Origin of the sequence: Streptococcus oralis (genome assembly GCF_003943385.1) — a bacterium.
Taxonomy (GTDB): domain Bacteria; phylum Bacillota; class Bacilli; order Lactobacillales; family Streptococcaceae; genus Streptococcus; species Streptococcus oralis_CA.
Window position 1 is genome coordinate 107,658 of sequence record NZ_RJPI01000005.1, and the last position, 20,822, is coordinate 128,479.

Annotated in this window: 16 protein-coding genes, 1 tRNA gene and 1 other RNA gene; 16 read left to right on the forward strand and 2 right to left on the reverse strand. The window is 39.9% G+C overall.

Going from position 1 to position 20,822, the window contains the following annotated elements; translation table 11 throughout:
* Positions 1-14 precede the first annotated feature (14 nt).
* From D8803_RS05180 to ssrA, 3 genes are all read left to right on the forward strand, one after another.
* Positions 15-842 carry a Cof-type HAD-IIB family hydrolase gene (locus tag D8803_RS05180; protein WP_131200459.1) on the forward strand — a complete coding sequence of 276 codons (828 nt, stop codon included), beginning with the start codon at positions 15-17 and terminating at the stop codon, positions 840-842.
* A gap of 1 nt (position 843) precedes the next feature.
* A complete protein-coding gene (locus tag D8803_RS05185; protein ID WP_131200460.1) occupies positions 844-1,479 on the forward strand; it encodes an SGNH/GDSL hydrolase family protein in 636 nt (211 codons plus the stop codon).
* Between the two features lie 58 nt (positions 1,480-1,537).
* Positions 1,538-1,885: a transfer-messenger RNA gene (gene ssrA, locus D8803_RS05190) on the forward strand.
* A gap of 134 nt (positions 1,886-2,019) precedes the next feature.
* On the opposite strand, the gene D8803_RS05195 is transcribed toward ssrA, so the two are convergent.
* Positions 2,020-2,107: transfer RNA gene (locus D8803_RS05195), tRNA-Ser, on the reverse strand.
* Between the two features lie 161 nt (positions 2,108-2,268).
* Between D8803_RS05195 and D8803_RS05200 the strand changes: the two genes are divergently transcribed.
* From D8803_RS05200 to D8803_RS05220, 5 genes are all read left to right on the forward strand, one after another.
* Positions 2,269-3,009, forward strand: a complete 741-nt coding sequence (locus tag D8803_RS05200) for a DeoR/GlpR family DNA-binding transcription regulator (RefSeq protein ID WP_131200461.1) — start codon at positions 2,269-2,271, stop codon at positions 3,007-3,009.
* The gene (pfkB, locus tag D8803_RS05205) at positions 3,006-3,917 is read left to right on the forward strand and encodes a 1-phosphofructokinase (RefSeq protein WP_129325788.1); all 912 of its coding nucleotides are present in this window, start codon (positions 3,006-3,008) and stop codon (positions 3,915-3,917) included. Before D8803_RS05200 ends, pfkB begins: the two co-directional genes overlap by 4 nt.
* Complete coding sequence (locus D8803_RS05210) at positions 3,914-5,866, forward strand: fructose-specific PTS transporter subunit EIIC (protein ID WP_131200462.1); 1,953 nt, start codon at positions 3,914-3,916, stop codon at positions 5,864-5,866. Before pfkB ends, D8803_RS05210 begins: the two co-directional genes overlap by 4 nt.
* A gap of 410 nt (positions 5,867-6,276) precedes the next feature.
* The gene (locus D8803_RS05215) at positions 6,277-9,759 is read left to right on the forward strand and encodes a hypothetical protein (RefSeq protein WP_131200463.1); all 3,483 of its coding nucleotides are present in this window, start codon (positions 6,277-6,279) and stop codon (positions 9,757-9,759) included.
* An 85-nt stretch (positions 9,760-9,844) separates the two neighbouring features.
* Entirely contained in the window at positions 9,845-12,148 is a 2,304-nt protein-coding gene (locus tag D8803_RS05220) for a DNA translocase FtsK (RefSeq protein WP_131200464.1), read from the forward strand.
* 44 nt (positions 12,149-12,192) lie between these two features.
* Here D8803_RS05220 and D8803_RS05225 read toward each other — a convergent pair whose 3' ends face one another.
* Positions 12,193-12,618, reverse strand: a complete 426-nt coding sequence (locus tag D8803_RS05225; RefSeq protein ID WP_131200465.1) for a DUF6556 family protein — start codon at positions 12,616-12,618, stop codon at positions 12,193-12,195.
* A 137-nt stretch (positions 12,619-12,755) separates the two neighbouring features.
* Here D8803_RS05225 and D8803_RS05230 point away from each other — a divergent pair, with 137 nt between their 5' ends.
* From D8803_RS05230 to D8803_RS05265, 8 genes are all read left to right on the forward strand, one after another.
* The gene (locus D8803_RS05230; RefSeq protein WP_131200466.1) at positions 12,756-13,898 is read left to right on the forward strand and encodes a cysteine desulfurase family protein; all 1,143 of its coding nucleotides are present in this window, start codon (positions 12,756-12,758) and stop codon (positions 13,896-13,898) included.
* A gap of 8 nt (positions 13,899-13,906) precedes the next feature.
* Complete coding sequence (thiI, locus tag D8803_RS05235) at positions 13,907-15,121, forward strand: tRNA uracil 4-sulfurtransferase ThiI (protein ID WP_131200467.1); 1,215 nt, start codon at positions 13,907-13,909, stop codon at positions 15,119-15,121.
* A 136-nt stretch (positions 15,122-15,257) separates the two neighbouring features.
* Entirely contained in the window at positions 15,258-16,082 is an 825-nt protein-coding gene (locus tag D8803_RS05240; protein ID WP_001016808.1) for an alpha/beta hydrolase, read from the forward strand.
* 20 nt (positions 16,083-16,102) lie between these two features.
* A complete protein-coding gene (locus D8803_RS05245) occupies positions 16,103-16,843 on the forward strand; it encodes an esterase family protein (protein ID WP_131200468.1) in 741 nt (246 codons plus the stop codon).
* Between the two features lie 12 nt (positions 16,844-16,855).
* Positions 16,856-18,022: an acetyl-CoA carboxylase biotin carboxylase subunit family protein gene (locus D8803_RS05250; protein WP_131200469.1), complete on the forward strand. Its 1,167-nt coding sequence runs from the start codon at positions 16,856-16,858 to the stop codon at positions 18,020-18,022.
* Between the two features lie 157 nt (positions 18,023-18,179).
* A complete protein-coding gene (gla, locus tag D8803_RS05255; RefSeq protein ID WP_049490782.1) occupies positions 18,180-19,049 on the forward strand; it encodes an aquaglyceroporin Gla in 870 nt (289 codons plus the stop codon).
* Between the two features lie 110 nt (positions 19,050-19,159).
* Positions 19,160-19,885, forward strand: a complete 726-nt coding sequence (locus D8803_RS05260; RefSeq protein ID WP_131200470.1) for a CppA N-terminal domain-containing protein — start codon at positions 19,160-19,162, stop codon at positions 19,883-19,885.
* Positions 19,882-20,817: a serine hydrolase domain-containing protein gene (locus D8803_RS05265; RefSeq protein ID WP_131200471.1), complete on the forward strand. Its 936-nt coding sequence runs from the start codon at positions 19,882-19,884 to the stop codon at positions 20,815-20,817. Before D8803_RS05260 ends, D8803_RS05265 begins: the two co-directional genes overlap by 4 nt.
* Positions 20,818-20,822: the final 5 nt, after the last annotated feature.

Sequence of the window (20,822 nt, forward strand, 5' to 3'; positions counted from 1 at the left end):
CCAGAGGAAGTAAAATGACGATTAAGATTATTGCGACGGATATGGATGGAACTTTGCTGGATCCGAGGGGGCAGCTGGATCTTCCACGCTTGGAAAAGATTTTAGATCAGCTGGATCAGCGGGGCATCCGTTTTGTCATTGCGACGGGGAATGAAGTTCATCGTATGAGAGAACTATTGGGACACTTGGCTGAACGAGTGATCCTAGTAGTTGCCAATGGGGCGCGTATTTTTGAAAACAATAAACTGATTCAAGCTCAGACCTGGGATGATGCTATGGTTGACAAGGCTTTAGTTCATTTTAAAGGGAGGGAGTGTCGAGATCAGTTCGTCGTCACTAGTATGAATGGGAGTTTTGTCAAGAAAGGCACTGTTTTTACAGACCTTGATAAATTTATGACTCCAGAGATGATTGAAAGACTCTATCAACGAATGAATTTTGTGGAAGAGTTACAAGCTGACCTCTTTGGTGGAGTGCTTAAAATGAGCATGGTCGTTGGTGAAGAACGATCGAGTTCTGTTTTGCAGGAAATCAATGATCTCTTTGATGGGCATGTAAGAGCTGTTTCCAGTGGTTATGGTTGTATCGATATCCTACAAGCTGGTGTTCACAAGGCTTGGGGATTGGAAGAATTACTCAAGCGCTGGGATTTGACATCGGAACAGATCATGGCTTTTGGTGACAGTGAAAATGATGTCGAGATGTTGGAGATGGCTGGTATTGCCTATGCGATGGAAAATGCAGATGATGAGGCCAAGGCAGTTGCAACTGACCTAGCTCCAGCGAACAGTCAGGGGGGCGTTTATCAGGTCCTAGAAAATTGGTTAGAGAAAGAGGGATAAGGTGGCAGTACAGTTATTAGAGAATTGGCTCTTAAAGGAGCAGGAAAAAATTCAAACCAAGTATCGTGAATTGAATCAAGTTTCTGTTCTAGAGCCAGATATCATCTTTATTGGTGATTCGATAGTGGAGTATTACCCTCTTCAAGAGTTGTTTGGGACTACCAAGACGATTGTCAATCGTGGCATCCGAGGTTACCAGACGGGACTTTTGCTAGAGAACCTTGATGCCCATCTTTATGGTGGTGCTGTGGATCAAATTGTTCTCTTAATTGGGACAAATGATATCGGAAAAGATGTTTCTATGAATGAAGCTTTGGAAAATCTTGAAGGTGTGATCCAATCGATTGCCAGAGAATATCCGCTGTCACAAATAAAGCTCCTTTCCATTTTGCCAGTCAATGAGGGAGAGAAATACAAGCAGACAGTATATATTCGTACCAATGAAAAGATTAGAGAATGGAATCAAGCCTATGATGCTCTAGCATCCGCCTATGTGCAGGTAGATTTTGTGCCGATTTATGATAGTTTGGCAGATTCAGAAGGGCAACTTCAATCAGCCTATACAACGGATGGCCTCCATCTAAGTGTAGCCGGTTATCAAGCCTTATCAGAAGCCTTAAAAGGGGTTCTTTTCTAAAGAAACGGCTTGATTTTGCATTTTTTTTGAAGATAGGTTATAATAGTTCTAATATCCTGGGGTCGTTACGGATTCGACAGGCATTATGAGGCATATTTTGCAACCCGTGTGGCGACGTAAACGCTCAGTTAAATATAACTGCAAAAAATAACACTTCTTACGCTCTAGCTGCCTAAAAACCAGCAGGCGTGACCTGATTTGGATTGCTCGTGTTCAATGACAGGTCTTATGATTAGCGAGATACGATCAAGCCTTGTCTAGTGGTTTGATAAGAGATTAATAGACTCGCAGTTCCTAGGCTTGAGTTATGTGTCGAGGGACTGTTAAAACAATACATAACCTATGGTTGTAGACAAATATGTTGGCAGGTGTTTGGACGTGGGTTCGACTCCCACCGGCTCCATTATTCTTTTGCATTTCTTGGTAAAACGTTGTTAAATCAACGTTTTTTGTTTTTGCCTTTTGTATTCTTTTGTAAAAAAAGAATACAAAAAAAGATACAACAGATGTCGTATCCTAGAAATTGTTTTGGTTTTTCTACGGAAGACATGGGATTCGAACCCACGCACGCTGTTACACGCCTACCGCGTTTCCAACACGGCCTCTTAAGCCTCTTGAGTAATCTTCCAATGCTTACTAAAATAGTCTACCATAAAGCGCTTCATCTTGCAATAAAAATTCCAGAATTGGCAAAAATGATAGTTTTTGAAAGAAAATGATAAAAAATGCTTGACTTTGGTAGAAAATGTGCTAGAATGAATAGTGTAAACGATAACAGGAGGTGATTTGGTGTTAAAAACTGAGCGGAAGCAACTGATTTTAGAGGAGTTAAATCAACATCATGTAGTTTCCCTAGAAAAATTGGTTAGTCTATTAGAAACATCAGAATCAACGGTACGAAGAGATTTGGATGAGTTGGAGACAGAAAACAAGCTTCGCCGTGTGCATGGTGGAGCAGAATTACCCCACTCCTTGCAGGAAGAAGAAACCATCCAAGAAAAATCTGTCAAAAACCTTCAAGAGAAGAAGCTACTGGCTCAGAAAGCAGCCTCTCTTATCAAGGAACAAGATGTTATCTTTATTGATGCTGGAACGACAACTGCTTTTTTGATCAAGGAATTGATTAATAAGAACATCACAGTTGTGACCAACTCCATTCATCATGCGGTTCAGTTGGTTGAAAAACAGATTCCGACTGTCATGGTTGGAGGAAGTGTCAAGATGGCAACAGATGCATGTATCGGTGGAGTGGCTCTTAACCAAATCAATCAATTGCACTTTGACCGTGCCTTTATCGGGATGAATGGTGTGGACGATGGTTATTATACAACTCCCGATATGGAGGAAGGAGCTGTGAAACGTGCTATTTTGGAGAATGCCAAACAGACTTATGTCTTGGTGGATTCGTCAAAGATTGGTCAAACTTGCTTTGCCAAGGTAGCACCACTCAAACGCGCTATTGTCATCACAAGTCAAGGGCACGAGCTCTTGCAGGCTATTAAGGAGAAAACGGAGGTAATAGAAGTATGATTTATACAGTCACACTCAATCCATCCATTGACTATATCGTGCGCTTGGACCAAGTCCAAGTCGGCAGTGTCAATCGTATGGACAGTGATGATAAGTTTGCTGGTGGAAAAGGAATCAATGTCAGTCGTGTTTTGAAACGCTTGGATATTCCTAATACTGCGACTGGATTTATTGGAGGCTTTACTGGTAAATTTATCACAGATACCCTTGCAGAGGAAAAAATCGAGACGCGTTTTGTCCAAGTAGCAGAAGATACTCGTATCAATGTTAAAATTAAAGCAGACCAAGAAACAGAAATCAACGGAACGGGTCCAAATGTCGAACCAGCTCAGTTAGAAGAATTGAAAGCTATCTTATCTAGTCTGACTGCAGATGATACGGTCGTGTTTGCGGGTTCAAGTGCTAAGAATCTAGGCAATGTTATCTATAAGGATTTGATTGCATTGACACGCCAGACTGGTGCGCAAGTCGTTTGTGACTTTGAAGGACAGACCTTGATTGATAGTTTAGACTACCAGCCACTTTTGGTTAAACCAAACAATCACGAGCTTGGAGCTATCTTTGGAGTGAAACTCGAAAGTTTAGATGAAATCGAGAACTATGCTCGAGAATTGTTGGCTAAAGGTGCTCAAAACGTTATCATCTCTATGGCTGGAGACGGTGCACTTCTTGTCACATCTGAGGGAGCTTACTTCGCTAAACCAATCAAGGGAACAGTGAAAAATTCAGTGGGAGCTGGTGACTCTATGGTTGCTGGATTTACAGGTGAATTTGTCAAATCCAAGGATGCGGTAGAAGCCTTCAAATGGGGAGTGGCTTGTGGAACAGCAACCACCTTCTCGGATGACTTGGCAACAGCAGAATTTATTAAAGAAACATATGAAAAAGTTGAGGTAGAAAAACGATGAAAATTCAAGACCTATTGAGAAAAGATGTCATGTTGCTAGATTTGCAGGCGACTGAAAAAACAGCAGCTATCGAAGAGATGATTCATAGCTTAGTAGATCATGGTTATGTGACGGATTTTGAAACCTTTAAAGAAGGAATCTTAGCGCGTGAAGCTCTCACTTCCACTGGCTTGGGTGACGGAATTGCTATGCCTCACAGCAAAAACTCAGCTGTCAAAGAAGCAACGGTTCTCTTTGCAAAGTCAAACAATGGTGTTGACTATGAAAGTTTGGATGGGCAACCAACAGACCTCTTCTTCATGATTGCAGCTCCAGAAGGTGCCAATGACACTCACTTGGCAGCCTTGGCAGAATTGTCTCAATACTTGATGAAAGACGGATTTGCTGACAAACTTCGTCAAGTAACATCTGCAGATCAAGTTATCGAACTTTTTGACCAAGCTTCAGAAAAAGCTGAGCAGCCTATTCAAGCACCTGCCAATGAATCTGGCGACTTTATCGTAGCTGTTACAGCTTGTACGACAGGCATTGCCCACACTTACATGGCCCAAGAAGCCCTTCAAAAAGTAGCCACCGAAATGGGTGTTGGGATCAAGGTAGAAACCAACGGTGCCAGCGGTGTTGGGAACCAACTAACATCAGAGGACATCCGTAAGGCTAAAGCAGTTATCATCGCAGCAGACAAGGCTGTTGAGATGGATCGTTTCGACGGCAAACCATTGGTTAATCGTCCAGTTGCAGACGGTATCCGTAAGACAGAAGAATTGATCAACTTGGCTCTTTCAGGAGATGCTGAAGTTTATCGTGCTGCTAATGGAGCAAAAGCTGCAACAGCATCTAATGAAAAACAAAGCCTTGGTGGTGCCTTCTACAAACACTTGATGAGTGGTGTATCACAAATGTTGCCATTCGTTATCGGTGGTGGTATCATGATTGCCCTTGCTTTCTTGATCGACGGAGCTTTGGGTGTTCCAAATGAAAATCTTGGCAATCTCGGATCCTACCATGAACTAGCTTCTATGTTCATGAAAATTGGTGGCGCTGCCTTTGGCTTGATGCTCCCAGTCTTTGCAGGTTATGTAGCCTATTCTATCGCTGAAAAACCAGGTTTGGTAGCTGGTTTCGTTGCTGGTGCTATTGCCAAAGAAGGTTTTGCCTTTGGTAAAATTCCTTATGCCGCAGGTGGTGAAGCAACTTCAACTCTTGCAGGTGTATCATCTGGTTTCCTAGGTGCCCTTGTTGGTGGATTTATCGCAGGTGCCTTGGTTCTTGCTATCAAGAAATACGTTAAAGTTCCTCGTTCACTTGAAGGTGCTAAATCAATCCTTCTCTTGCCACTTCTTGGAACAATCTTGACAGGATTTGTCATGCTGGCTGTTAACATTCCAATGGCAGCAATCAACACTGCTATGAATGACTTCCTAGGCGGTCTTGGAGGAGGTTCAGCTGTCCTTCTTGGTATTGTTCTTGGTGGAATGATGGCTGTCGACATGGGTGGTCCAGTTAATAAAGCAGCCTATGTCTTTGGTACAGGTACGCTTGCAGCGACTGTTTCTTCAGGTGGTTCTGTAGCTATGGCAGCAGTTATGGCTGGAGGAATGGTTCCACCACTTGCAATCTTTGTCGCAACTCTTCTTTTCAAAGATAAATTCACTAAGGAAGAGCGCAACTCTGGTTTGACAAACATCATCATGGGCTTGTCATTTATCACTGAGGGAGCGATTCCGTTTGGTGCAGCCGACCCAGCTCGTGCTATTCCAAGCTTCATCCTTGGTTCTGCGGTGGCAGGCGGACTCGTTGGTCTTGCAGGTATCAAACTCATGGCGCCACACGGAGGAATCTTCGTCATCGCACTTACTTCAAATGCCCTTCTTTACCTAGTCTTTGTTTTGATTGGAGCAATTGTAAGTGGTGTGGTTTATGGTTACCTACGCAAACCACAAGCATAAAAAGAATTCATATACCAAAATGACTGAACACGAAAGTGGGTAGTCATTTTTTTGATAATGGAGTTAGGGATACTGGGCTTTAAAGTGATATAGAAGTAGATCGTAGAGATTTTCACTCTTCATTTAAACGATAGAATACTAAAGTTTGTATAAATACTATGGAGGTGAAAAGTGTCTTGAATGATTCTAGAAAAGAAGCCAGAGAATGAAAAGTTCCGTAGTCAAAGTATTCTAAATGAAGAGTTACAAGCGACCCATGTCAGTATGGTGGAGGAGAATTTTCCCGATTCTAAATGAACCAATTTTATAGCTGATTTAGGTAGGAGACGAGAAATAACTAAAAGCTTTATATCTCAATAAATAATTGATATAATAATAGTTAAAGAATTACTAGAGGGAGAGATAAATTAATGGAAAGAGAATATAAATTTCGAGCACTTACTTCAAATAAAGATGTTGAAATAAAGCCAGTGACAGAAAGAGCACTTGAATTTGCGATTGACAAAAATTCGGAAGTAACCAACGTAGCTATTACTGGGAATTATGGAGCGGGGAAAAGTAGTGTTGTTGAGAGTTTTGAGAGGAAATGTACAGATAAAAAATTCATTCATATTTCTTTGGGGCAATATGATGAAATGAAAAGTAGTGAAAAAAATGGACTCGATAAGCGCGAAATTAATACCATTGAAGGAAAAATAATCAATCAATTGCTTCATCAAATAAATCCTAACAAAATAAGGAAATCCATTTTTAAAACTCTTGATGCTGAATCACAGATCAACCCCCTCAATATTACACTATATCTAAGTTTAACAATACTATTATCTTTGTATCTTTTTAATATTTCTTCATGGAGTGAATTGGTTTATAACTTTTGTTGGTTATCTTGGACTACGAAACCTATTATTTCCCTTCTTGTACTAATAATTTTATTTGTTTTAATTGTATATGGAATTTATTTTTTACTGAAGCTACAAAAAGATTTTGGTTTTATCAAAAAATTATCCTTAAAGGCAGAAAAAATTGAAACTGATATTGAAATCTTCTCAAATGAAAGTTCAAGGGTATCTTATTTTGATCGCTATTTAGATGATGTACTTTATTTGTTTAAGCAGTCTGAAGCGGATGTTATAGTATTTGAAGATATTGAACGTTTTAATGATTCTAGAATTTTTGAAAAATTGAAGGAACTAAATATAATTATTAATAGAAATCGAAAGGCAAATCACAAACGTAAACTGGTGTTTTTCTATCTTGTAAAGGATGATTTATTTGAATCACAAGAGAGAACGAAGTTTTTTGATTTTATTATTCCTATAGTTCCTGTCGTAACTGCTTCGAATTCACATATAAAACTAAACGAGATATTAATAGAAATGGGGGAAGACAAATATTTTGATGAAGTCTTTCTTCTGAATGTCGCCTTATATCTTGACGACATGCGTTTGATTACTAATATTTGTAATGAATATTTGACTTATAAAGAGACATTAGACTTTGAAATTAACCCTTATAAACTATTTTCTTTAATAGTTTATAAGAATATTTTTCCAAAAGACTTTTCGCTTTTACAAAGAAATCAAGGAGATTTATTTAAAAAACTCAATCCTCAAGAAGAGAAGCTACTTAATTCAAATGAAGTGACTGAAACTGAACAACAGAATGATATTGTGACATTTTTTATCAATAATAATCATATAGATAAAAATTATAGACATTATCTATCATATTTTTATGGGGACGGACTTTTAGAAGATGATAAGAACTTTATAAAAAATGTTAATTCTTATATAGTGAATAGCCCCACTACAAAGCTTACCAATTTTAATGAAATTGTTAAGAGATTAGCATTAGATAATTATAAACTGAAATATGTGTTAAATTATAGTTTTTTTGAATTCTTGTTAAATCCAACAAGTGGTGGGCCATATGATCGACAGCTTAAATATATATTTAAGCAAAAAGCTATCCTAAACTTTATTACTGAATTTTATAAGACCTTAGATAGAGTTGATAAATTAAAAGGTGTAATTTTCAAAGAAGATATTATTGAAACATTCTTAAAAAAATGGTTAGAACATAATTCGAGATTGTTCATAACTTACATAAACTATAATGAATTCTTCAAAGTTAACCCAAGTATAATCCTATCCTTACTATCATTGGTTGACTTAGAAGAAACTGATTATAAAAATAGTGCTAGAGAATATCATGGATCACGCACGATTGATAAAATTAATATAGTTGAGGATGCATTAAGTAATTATTTGCAAGAACATCAAGAGATCTTTCGCCAAGAGGAGTATAGAAATATAGATATAGTGAAGAAGAATCTAAAGTGGCTTAAGATTAGATTTAAAGGTTTTTTATCTGATAAAGACAGTTATAATAGAGAAATAATTGATTTTATTTATAATAATCAGTTATATGGCATTCAAAAAGAAACGTTAGAGTTTTTTACACGATTTTACTTAGGCGATATTATCAATGATTCAGAGTTTAAGCACAAAAACTTTGAAATGATTAATGAACATAGCGAACTAAATCCTATACGTGACTATTGTCTATCATATAGAGAAGAATTCTTAGACTATGTTTGGATGTATATTGATCTAGCAGAAAATAAAATGCTTGATAAACCTAAATATATTGAAAAACTATTAAACGATAATAGTGTGTTTGAATTAAGACTTGACAAAGATACAGCAGCAGAAGAGATAATTTCTAGTATTCCAAGGTTTTATATTACATATACAGAAGATAAATTTAATAAACTATCTAATGAAAATCGAGAATTACTAGTAAAAAATCTTGTTCAGACTAAAAAAGCAGAAGTGAATACTGAAATTGTTTTAGCTTATTTAAGCCAAAATAATGAAGGAGAAGATAGTTTAGCAGAATTTATGAACCAAAAACCTAATTTTGGATTGAATAAAGACTTGTATTTCAATTCTGATAGGACACTACAGGAAAAATTTAAAGAGTTCATTTCAAAATCAACAGAGTTAGATGAAAATCTACGTATAAAACTTTTAAAAATTATTGGAATATACTTCTACGAAGAATTTAATGAAAAGAATATGGCTCTAAATGATTTGAGTGATCTTATAGAAAAACGTAGAATAGTTTTTAACAGATCTAATCTAGAGTTTATAAAGGAAGAATACCCTGAGGTATTAAATTTATTTCTCCATATCAACCTTAATGATTATTTAAGATTTGAAAAGGATATTCGAGACAAAGAACTATTAAGAGGGGTTCTAGAAGATGGGAGATTGGAAATAAGATATGCAGTAGAAATAAAAGCATTTCTATTAGAAAATCATTTTGATTTGGATGAGTTTAGATATTTAATAAATCGCGAAACCTATGACAAAGTAGATATTCGTCTTCAAGGAAATATACAGAGATTAGTTAACAGATATATAACAGAATTTATAGATTTAAAAGACAAAGAAATTAGTTATTTACTCTGTGAAGATATTCTAAGTAGGGGGGATGTTTTACTTGAACATAGGAAAGAACTTCTCAAAAAATTAATTTCTGATTCGGAAAGTCAAATAGAAGTAGATAAGCTTACTTTGCTGGGTGATTATTTAGATTTATTAGAATTACCGGATATTATGCAAATCTTGAAGGAACAAATAGATTATGATATCTACACTGAATGGGAAGTTGCCTTGGACAAATTAAATCAAAATGAAGATAATGGTAGAAATGGTAATCAGGAAGCGAAAGTGTCGTATTCTAAATTTAACGAAAAACTTCTTGATTACTTAAAGAAAAAGAAGTTGATTTCTAATAAATCTAAACATGAAAATTCTGTATTAAAGCTATATGGATTTAGAAAGAAGCAGATTGAATATAGTGATGAAGCAGAAGAAAAGCAATAGTTATCACATTCAAATGACTGAACACAAAAGTGGGCAGTCTTTTTTGATTTCTCTAGAAGTTTCTGAAATATGATATAATAGAAGAATGGCAAACAAGAATACTACAAAGACAAGACGAAGACCGTCTAAAGCAGAACTCGAAAGAAAACAGGCTATTCAGAGGATGTTGATTTCCTTAGGAATTGCCTTATTATTGGTCATTGCTGCCCTAAAACTCGGTGCGGCTGGTGTCACACTTTACAATCTCATTCGATTGGTGGTTGGAAGTTTGGCCTATGTGGCTATTGGTGCCCTCCTCATCTATCTTTTTCTTTTTAAATGGATACGCAAGAAAGAGGGGCTTCTGTCAGGATTTCTTTGTATCTTTGCTGGCTTGCTCTTGATTTTTGAGGCCTACTTGGTATGGAAATATGGCTTGGAGCAGTCAGTTCTAAAAGGGACCCTGTCTCAAGTTATGACGGACCTGACTGGTATGCGGGTGACTAGCTTCGCTGGTGGAGGCCTACTTGGTGTCGGACTTTATATTCCCATAGCCTTTCTTTTCTCAAATATCGGATCGTACTTTATTGGAGTTCTTTTGATTCTAGTTGGGGCACTCTTAGTTAGTCCTTGGTCTATTTACGATGTTGCTGCCTTTATTGGAGCTCAGTTCAGATCTTTCATGGAAAAACAGGAACAGAGAAAACAGGAACGCTTCATCAAGAGAGAAGAAGAGAAGGCTCGTCAAGAAGCTGAAGAAGCAGCCAGAATTCAGAGAGAACAAGAAGAAAAGGATGCATTACCGCTTCCTCCTGTAGATCCTGAAACTGGAGAAATCTTATCTGAAGTACCAGACTACGATCTCCTCCCAATTCCTGAGGAAGAATGTATTGAACCAGAGATTATCCTTCCTCAAGCTGACGTTGAAGTTCCAGACGAGGAAGACTTTGAAGATGAAGAAGTGCAGGTTGATTTTTCTGCCAAGGAAGCCCTTGAATACAAGCTACCAAGCTTGCAACTCTTTGCGCCAGATAAACCCAAAGATCAGTCCAAGGAAAAGAAGATTGTTCGAGAAAATATCAAAATCCTAGAAGAAACATTTGCCAGCTTTGGTATTAAGGTAACAGTTGAACGGGCTGAAATTGGACCATCAGTGACCAAGTATGAAGTCAAACCAGCAGTTGGTGTACGGGTTAACCGCATTTCCAATCTGGCTGACGACTTAGCGTTAGCTCTGGCGGCCAAGGATGTTCGGATTGAGGCTCCAATACCTGGTAAATCCTTAGTCGGAATTGAGGTTCCTAACTCTGAAATTGCGACCGTTTCCTTCCGTGAACTCTGGGAACAGTCTCAGACTAAACCAGAAAATCTCCTCGAAATTCCTCTAGGTAAGGCTGTCAATGGAACTGCTCGCACTTTTGACCTTTCCAAAATGCCCCACTTACTTGTTGCAGGTTCGACGGGATCAGGGAAGTCAGTCGCAGTTAATGGCATTATCGCTAGCATTCTCATGAAGGCAAGACCCGACCAGGTCAAGTTTATGATGGTCGATCCTAAGATGGTTGAGTTGTCTGTTTACAATGATATTCCCCATCTCTTGATTCCAGTTGTCACCAATCCACGCAAGGCCAGCAAGGCTCTCCAAAAGGTTGTGGATGAGATGGAAAACCGTTATGAACTCTTCGCTAAGGTTGGTGTACGAAATATCGCTGGTTACAATGCCAAGGTCGAGGAATTCAATGCCCAGTCTGAGTACAAACAAGTACCACTGCCTTTGATTGTTGTCATTGTGGATGAGTTGGCAGACCTCATGATGGTGGCCAGCAAGGAAGTAGAAGACGCCATCATTCGTCTCGGACAGAAGGCGCGTGCTGCAGGGATTCACATGATTCTCGCAACGCAGCGGCCATCGGTTGATGTTATCTCTGGTCTTATCAAGGCCAATGTCCCGTCTCGTGTGGCTTTTGCAGTTTCTTCAGGTACAGATTCACGAACCATCTTGGATGAAAATGGAGCTGAAAAACTGCTTGGTCGAGGAGACATGCTCTTTAAACCAATTGATGAAAATCACCCAGTCCGTCTGCAAGGATCCTTTATCTCGGATGATGATGTTGAACGCATCGTAAACTTCATCAAGGCTCAGGCTGATGCGGACTACGATGAAAGCTTTGACCCAGGAGATGTTCCTGAAAATGAAGGAGATGTCTTTGACGGCGAAGCTGGCGGTGATCCGCTCTTTGAAGAAGCCAAGGCTCTGGTTATCGAGACGCAGAAAGCCAGTGCTTCGATGATTCAGCGTCGTTTGTCGGTTGGATTTAACCGTGCGACCCGCCTGATGGAAGAACTCGAAATGGCAGGTGTCATCGGTCCAGCTGAGGGAACCAAACCACGAAAAGTATTGCAACAATAAAAAAATAGCTTCTTTCCAAATCTGGAGGGAAGCTATTTTAGTGGCTACTGGCTCGTTTTAGTTTCAGAACTCGTCGTATTTGACTGTATTCCGCTATCGCTTGTTTCTTTATTTGTAGCAGGTGTAGAAGAGTCCTGAGTTGTTGTTTTCTGTTCTTCTTTTTTCTCCTCTTTCTTGTTGGATTGAGAAGTTTCTTCTTGTGGGCTATTTTCTTTAGTAGAAGTGTTGTCCTTGTTAGGTGTAGTATTTTCCTGAGGGGATTCCTTTTGAATTTCCTTGACAACAGTTGTTTGGGTTGTCGTTGGTTCTTTTTTGTTGTTTTTGTTATTATCCATGGCGTTCATGATGGTGATAGTAGCGGTGATTAGGCCAAGGATACTACCGATGGTAGCAATCGTTTTTTGAAAGACAGTGAATCCCTTTTTGATGTGTTCTGTTTTTGGTTTTGAAGTTCTACGATAGTTAGACATGATACTCTCCTTTAATTATGATTTATTATACCTCATTTTTTTAAAAAAATCTTAAAAAAAGAGGAATTGCCCTTTCTTGTCGTAAGCTTCGTTTCATGATAAAATAGAAGGAGTGATTTTAGAAAGCGTGAGAAAACATGATCTACTTTGATAATTCGGCAACAACTAAGCCTTATCCTGAAGTTCTTGAGACCTATATGCAGGTCGCTTCGAAAATTGTAGGAAATCCATCCAGTCTCCATCGTTTGGGAGACCAGGCAACACGAATTTTAGATGCTTCCCGTCAGCAAATTGCAGATTTAATTGGCAAGAAGAGTGATGAAATCTTCTTTACCTCTGGTGGAACAGAAGGGGATAACTGGGTCATCAAGGGTGTGACCTTTGAAAAAGCTCAGTTTGGCAAGCACATCATCGTATCAGCTATTGAGCATCCAGCAGTCAAGGAGTCAGCCCTCTGGCTGAAAAGTCAAGGTTTTGAGGTGGATTTTGCTCCAGTTGATGAGAAAGGGTTTGTGGATGTGGATGCTCTAGCGAATTTGATACGACCTGATACGACGCTTGTTTCAGTCATGGCTGTGAACAATGAAATCGGCTCTATCCAGCCAATTCAAGCTATTTCAAAACTTTTGGCAGACAAGCCAACCATTTCTTTCCATGTTGATGCGGTTCAGGCACTTGCTAAGATTCCGACTGAAAAGTATCTGACAGATCGAGTGGATTTCGCGACCTTTTCGAGTCATAAGTTTCATGGTGTCAGAGGTGTTGGCTTTGTTTATATCAAGTCTGGTAAGAAAATTACGCCTCTTTTGACTGGTGGTGGCCAAGAGCACGATTATCGCTCGACAACTGAAAATGTGGCAGGGATTGCAGCGACAGCCAAAGCTCTCCGTTTATCTATGGAAAAGTTAGATATCTTTGCTAGTAAGACAGGGCAGATGAGATCAGTCATTCGCCAAGCGCTTTTGGACTATCCAGATATTCTTATCTTTTCAGATGAGGAAGACTTCGCCCCTCATATTTTGACTTTTGGAATCAAGGGTGTTCGTGGTGAGGTCATTGTTCACGCCTTTGAAGACTATGATATTTTCATTTCCACAACCTCTGCTTGTTCATCTAAGGCAGGAAAACCTGCAGGTACCTTGATTGCCATGGGAGTGGACAAAGATAAAGCCCAGTCAGCTGTGCGTCTAAGCCTAGACCTTGAAAATGATATGAGTCAGGTCGAGCAATTTTTGACCAAGCTAAAATTAATCTACAATCAAACTAGAAAAGTAAGATAGGAGCATTCATGCAGTATTCAGAAATTATGATTCGCTACGGAGAGTTGTCAACCAAGGGTAAAAACCGTATGCGGTTCATCAATAAACTTCGCAATAATATTTCGGACGTTTTGTCCATCTATCCCCAAGTAAAAGTGACAGCAGATCGCGACCGTGCCCACGTTTACCTCAATGGAGCGGACTACACAGCAGTGGCAGAATCACTCAAGCAAGTTTTCGGAATTCAAAATTTTTCTCCAGTATATAAGGTTGAAAAGTCTGTGGACCTTCTTGAATCTGCTGTCCAAGAGATTATGCAGGACATCTACAAGGAAGGCATGACCTTTAAAATCTCTAGTAAGCGTAGCGATCACAACTTTGAACTCGACAGTCGTGAACTCAACCAAACGCTTGGTGGAGCTGTTTTCGACGTAATCCCAACTATTCAAGCCCAGATGAAAAATCCCGATATCAATCTTCAGGTGGAGATTCGTGAGGAAGCAGCCTATCTTTCCTATGAAACCATTCGTGGAGCAGGTGGCTTGCCAGTAGGTACTTCTGGTAAGGGGATGCTCATGTTGTCAGGAGGGATTGACTCACCTGTTGCTGGTTATCTAGCCCTTAAACGTGGGGTGGATATTGAGGCCGTTCACTTTGCCAGCCCTCCTTACACAAGTCCTGGTGCTCTTAAAAAGGCCCAAGATTTGACCCGCAAATTAACCAAGTTTGGTGGTAATATCCAGTTTATCGAGGTGCCTTTTACAGAGATTCAAGAGGAAATCAAGTCTAAGGCGCCAGAAGCCTACCTCATGACCTTGACCCGTCGTTTTATGATGCGGATTACCGATCGTATCCGTGAGGTACGAAATGGTTTGGTTATCATCAATGGGGAAAGTCTTGGTCAAGTAGCCAGCCAAACTCTTGAAAGTATGCAGGCTATCAACGCTGTGACCAACACCCCTATCATCCGCCCTGTGGTTACTATGGACAAGTTGGAAATCATTGACATCGCCCAGAAAATCGATACCTTTGACATTTCTATCCAACCGTTTGAGGACTGTTGTACTATTTTTGCGCCTGATCGTCCTAAGACCAATCCTAAGATAGAGAATGCTGAGAAGTATGAAAAATGGATGGATGTTGAAGGTTTGGTTGAGCGAGCAGTGGCTGGAATTATGCTTACTAAGATAACGCCTCAGGTTGAAAAAGATGAAGTTGATAACTTGATTGACAATCTCCTCTAATCAGAAAAACCAGAAGAATTTAGAATATTAAATGAGAAAAGTTAGTTATTTATCCTTAAAATGGACAATTACTGACTTTTTTTCTATTTTTATGGTATAATGAGATAAAATTTTGAATATAGAGAGTTTTCTGACAATGAATCATTCCTACTTTTACTTGAAAATGAAAGAACACAAACTCAAGGTACCTTATACAGGAAAGGAGCGTCGTGTGCGTGTGCTTCTGCCAAAGGACTACGAGAAAGACACAGACCGTTTTTACCCTGTTGTTTACTTTCATGATGGGCAAAATGTCTTTTACAGCAAGGAGTCTTATATCGGACACTCTTGGAAGATTATTCCGGCTATTAAGAGAAATCCTGACATCAGTCGCATGATTGTTGTTGCTATTGACAATGATGGTTTGGGGCGGATGCATGAGTACGCGGCTTGGAAGTTTCAAGAATCTCCTATCCCAGGCCAGCAGTTTGGCGGTAAGGGTGTGGAATATGCTGAGTTTGTCATGGAGGTGGTCAAGCCTTTTATCGATGAAACCTATCGTACCAAAGCTGATCGCCAGCATACTGCTATGATTGGTTCGTCACTAGGAGGCAATATTACTCAGTTTATCGGACTGGAATACCAAGATCGAATTGGTTGCCTAGGTGTATTTTCATCTGCTAACTGGCTCCACCAAGAGGCCTTTAACCGCTACATCGAGCGTAAGAAATTGTCGCCTGATCAGCGCATTTTCATTTATGTAGGAACAGAAGAAGCAGACGATACGGACAAGACCTTGATGGCTGGCAATATCAAACAAGCCTATATCGACTCGTCGCTTCGCTATTATCACGATTTGATTGCAGGTGGAGTAGGCTTGGATAATCTTGTCTTGAAAGTTCAGTCTGGTGCTATCCATAGTGAAATACCTTGGTCGGAAAATTTACCAGACTGTCTTCGATTTTTTGCAGAGAAATGGTAAGTTAGGAAAGGAGAAAGCCAATGCATATTGAAAACCTCAGCCACTGGAGTGGCAATCTTAATCGTGAAATTTACCTCAACCGTTATGGACATGCTGGGATTCCAGTTGTTGTTTTTGCTTCATCTGGTGGCAGTCACAATGAATACTATGATTTTGGCATGATTGATGCCTGTGCTTCCTTTATTGAGGAAGGGCGTGTCCAGTTCTTCACTCTATCCAGTGTGGACAGTGAGAGCTGGTTGGCCACTTGGAAAAACGGTCACGACCAGGCAGAGATGCATCGTGCCTACGAACGCTACGTGATTGAGGAGGCAATTCCTTTTATCAAGCATAAGACAGGTTGGTTTGATGGCATGATGACGACAGGTTGCTCAATGGGTGCCTACCATGCACTCAACTTTTTCCTCCAGCATCCAGATGTCTTTACCAAGGTGATTGCTCTCAGCGGTGTTTACGACGCGCGTTTCTTTGTCGGCGATTACTACAATGATGATGCTATTTACCAAAATTCGCCAGTAGATTATATCTGGAATCAGAATGACGGCTGGTTTATCGATCGTTACCGTCAGGCGGAGATTGTCGTTTGTACGGGACTTGGTGCTTGGGAACAAGACGGTCTACCATCTTTCTACAAGCTCAAAGAAGCCTTTGACCAGAAACAAATTCCAGCCTGGTTTGCTGAATGGGGACACGATGTCGCCCACGACTGGGAATGGTGGCGTAAACAAATGCCTTATTTTCTTGGACACCTGTATCTATAAAAGGAGTTGCCTATGAATTACCTTGTTATTTCTCCCTACTATCCGCAAAACTTCCAACAGTTTACAATCGAGCTAGCTAACAAAGGCATCACAGTCTTGGGAATTGGTCAGGAGCCTTACGAACAACTAGATGAACCTTTGCGCAATAGCTTGACCGAGTATTTCCGTGTGGACAATCTTGAGAACATAGACGAAGTCAAACGTGCAGTAGCCTTCCTTTTCTACAAGCATGGTCCTATCGACCGCATCGAGTCCCACAATGAATACTGGCTTGAGCTGGATGCAGCACTTAGAGAACAATTCAATGTCTTTGGTGCCAAACCAGAGGATCTCAAAAAGACCAAGTTTAAGTCTGAGATGAAGAAACTTTTCAAAAAAGCAGGTGTCCCTGTGGTACCTGGCGCTGTTATCCAGACAGAAGCAGATGTGGATAAAGCTGTGAAAGAAATCGGTCTACCAATGATTGCCAAACCTGATAATGGAGTGGGAGCGGCAGCAACCTTTAAACTTGAAACAGAAGACGATATCAATCACTTCAAGCAAGAATGGGATCATTCGACCGTTTATTTCTTTGAGAAATTTGTTACTTCTAGCGAAATCTGTACCTTTGACGGACTTGTGGACAAGGATGGTAATATCGTCTTTTCAACGACTTTCGATTATGCCCATACACCACTTGATCTGATGATTTATAAGATGGACAATTCCTACTATGTGCTTAAGGATATGGATCCCAAACTGCGCAAGTATGGTGAGGCCATAGTCAAGGAATTTGGAATGAGAGAACGCTTTTTCCATATCGAGTTTTTCCGTGACGGGGACGACTACATTGCCATTGAGTACAATAATCGTCCTGCGGGTGGCTTTACCATTGATGTTTATAACTTCGCTCACTCCTTGGATCTCTACCGAGGTTATGCGGCTATTGTCGCAGGAGAAGAGTTCCCAGCAGCAGAATTTGAAGCACAATACTGTTTAGCTACATCACGTCGTGCCAATGCCAACTATGTCTATTCAGAAGAAGACTTGCTTGCTAAGTACAGCCAGCAATTCAAGGTCAAAAAAATCATGCCAGCAGCCTTTGCAGAGCTACAAGGGGACTACCTTTATATGCTGACCACTCCGAGTCGCCAAGAGATGGAGCAGATGATTGCAGACTTTGGTCAGCGTCAAGAGTAACGAAAAGGATGAAAGGAGTTTGACTTCTTTTGTCCTTTTCTTAAAGATAAGTTAAATAAAGCGTTTTCCAGAGATTCTTTTAGAAAATCGGTTGCGAAAAGGCTTAAAAATTGATAGAATAAGGATTGTCTAAAAAAAATTAAGGAGAATCTATCAAATGGATTTTACATGGGCTATTAAATATGCCACAGAATTCTTGGGAACTGCTATTTTGATCATTCTTGGTAATGGTGCAGTTGCTAACGTTGAACTTAAAGGTACGAAAGGTCACCAAAGTGGCTGGCTCGTTATCGCGGTTGGTTATGGTATGGGGGTTATGATCCCAGCTTTGATGTTTGGTAATGTATCTGGTAACCACATCAACCCAGCTTTCACTCTTGGACTTGCTGTTAGTGGACTTTTCTCTTGGGAGCAAGTACCATATTACATCCTAGCACAAGTTTTGGGAGCAATCTTTGGTCAAGCTTTGGTTGTAGCGACTCACCGTCCTTACTACTTGAAGACAGAAAACCCTAACAATATCTTGGGTACCTTCTCAACGATTTCAAGCATCGACCACGGTACAAAAGAATCACGTTTTGCAGCTACTGTTAACGGATTCCTCAATGAGTTTGTAGGTTCATTTGTTCTTTTCTTTGCAGCACTTGGTTTGACTAAAAACTTCTTTGGTGCAGAGGTTCTTCAATACATGAAACAAATGGCTACTCAAGCTGGACAAACTGTTGATTTAAGTGAATTGGCAGTGAAAGCTCAAGTAGCTCCACATACAGCTGCTGGGATCTCAGTTGCGCACTTGGCACTTGGTTTCCTAGTGATGGCCTTGGTAACTTCACTCGGTGGACCTACTGGTCCTGGTTTGAACCCAGCTCGTGACTTTGGACCACGTCTTCTTCACGAACTCCTTCCAAAATCAGTTCTTGGTCAACACAAGGGTGATTCAAAATGGTGGTATGCATGGGTTCCAGTTGTAGCTCCAATTTTAGCGGGTATTGCAGCAGTAGCACTATTCAAATTACTTTACCTATAAAAAATAAAACTGGGGAATCCCAGTTTTTTTGTTATAAAATTTTTAAATAAAATAGATATGGCTTGTAAAATATTCGAAAATCCTTTAAAATAAAAGAGTTGGAGGAATTTATGAATGTGAATGAGATTGTTCGGATCGTTCCGACTTTGAAAGTTAATAATCGAAAATTAAATGAAAGATTTTACATTGAAACCCTGGGGATGAAACCTTTGCTGGAAGAGTCTGCCTTTCTTTCATTAGGCGACCAGACAGCTACGGAGAGATTGATTTTAGAAGAGGCTCCAAGCATGCGAACACGCAGAGTTGAAGGACTTAAGAAGCTAGCTAGACTCTTGATAAAGGTTGAAAATCCTTCTGAAATTGAGGGCCTTCTTTCTCAGATGAAGTCTCTTCCTCGCCTATTTAAAGGAAAACGAGGGTATGCTTTTGAGATTGTTTCTCCTGAAGAGGATGTGATCCTTGTTCATGCAGAAAATGATATAAGAGATTTGGTTCCACTGGAAACTGTTCCTGAATTTTATTCAAATACAAGTATAAAATACGTGAGTCAATTTGAGGTTTCTATGGAGTTGCGTTTCCCTGAAGGGACAGAGAGTTTACTTGATCCTGAAGGAGTAGCGCCAGCAATTACCTTTACTAAAGGGCAAGGACCAGATTTGGCTGTTGAAAACAATGTTACCTGGGACTTGTCTATGCTGAAATTTTTGGTAAAGGATTTAGAGTTGACTAGTCTTCGTCAGAAATTTGAAGGCACAGACTATTTTATTCCAAAGTCTGAAAAATTCTTCCTTGGTAAAGATACCAATAACATTGAATTGTGGTTTGAAGAAGCATGAAGTGGACAAAAATTCTAAAAAAAATAGAAAATCAAATCGAGGCAGGGGTCTATCCCGGGGCCTCTTTTGCGTATTTTAAGGATGGAGAATGGAGAGAATCTTACCTAGGCTTGAGTGATCCTGAGAAAGGTTTGAAAACAGAGTCAGGGCTAGTCTATGACTTAGCCAGTGTGAGTAAGGTTGTGGGAGTAGGGACAGTCTTGACCTTCTTGTGGCAGCAGGGGAAACTAGACATTGATCGACCAGTGACGGACTTTTTTCCTGAATGCGATTATGCAGATATCTCTATTCGTCAACTCTTGACCCACGCGACAGACCTGGACCCCTTTATTCCCAATAGGGACCAGTTGGGTTCTGAGGAATTAAGAGAGGCCATGTTTCATCTGAATAGGCGTAGTCAGCCTGCTTTTCTATACTCGGATGTACACTTTTTACTCTTGGGCTTTCTTTTGGAGAAAATCTTTGAACAAGACTTGGATCTGATTATAGAAGAACAAGTTTTGAACCCATGGGGGATGAAGGAAACCATGTTTGGCCCCGTTGAGTTTGCTGTACCAACAGTGAGGGGAGTAGAGGCAGGCAGTATTCACGATCCCAAAGCTCGTCTTTTGGGAAAACATGCTGGAAGCGCGGGTTTATTTTCAACTGTTAAGGATTTGCAAATCTTTCTGGAACATTACTTGAAAGATGATTTTGCTGAAAACTTAAGTCGAAATTACTCTCCCTTAGAGGATAAAGAGCGTTCGCTAGCTTGGAATCTGGAGGGAGCTTGGCTTGACCATACGGGCTATACAGGTACCTTCATTATGTGGAATCGTAAGAAACAAGAAGCCGCCATCTTTTTATCCAATCGAACGTATGAGAAGGATGAACGTGCTCAGTGGATAATCGATCGAAACCAAGTCATGGAAATGATTCGTAGGGAAAGGTAGGGGGA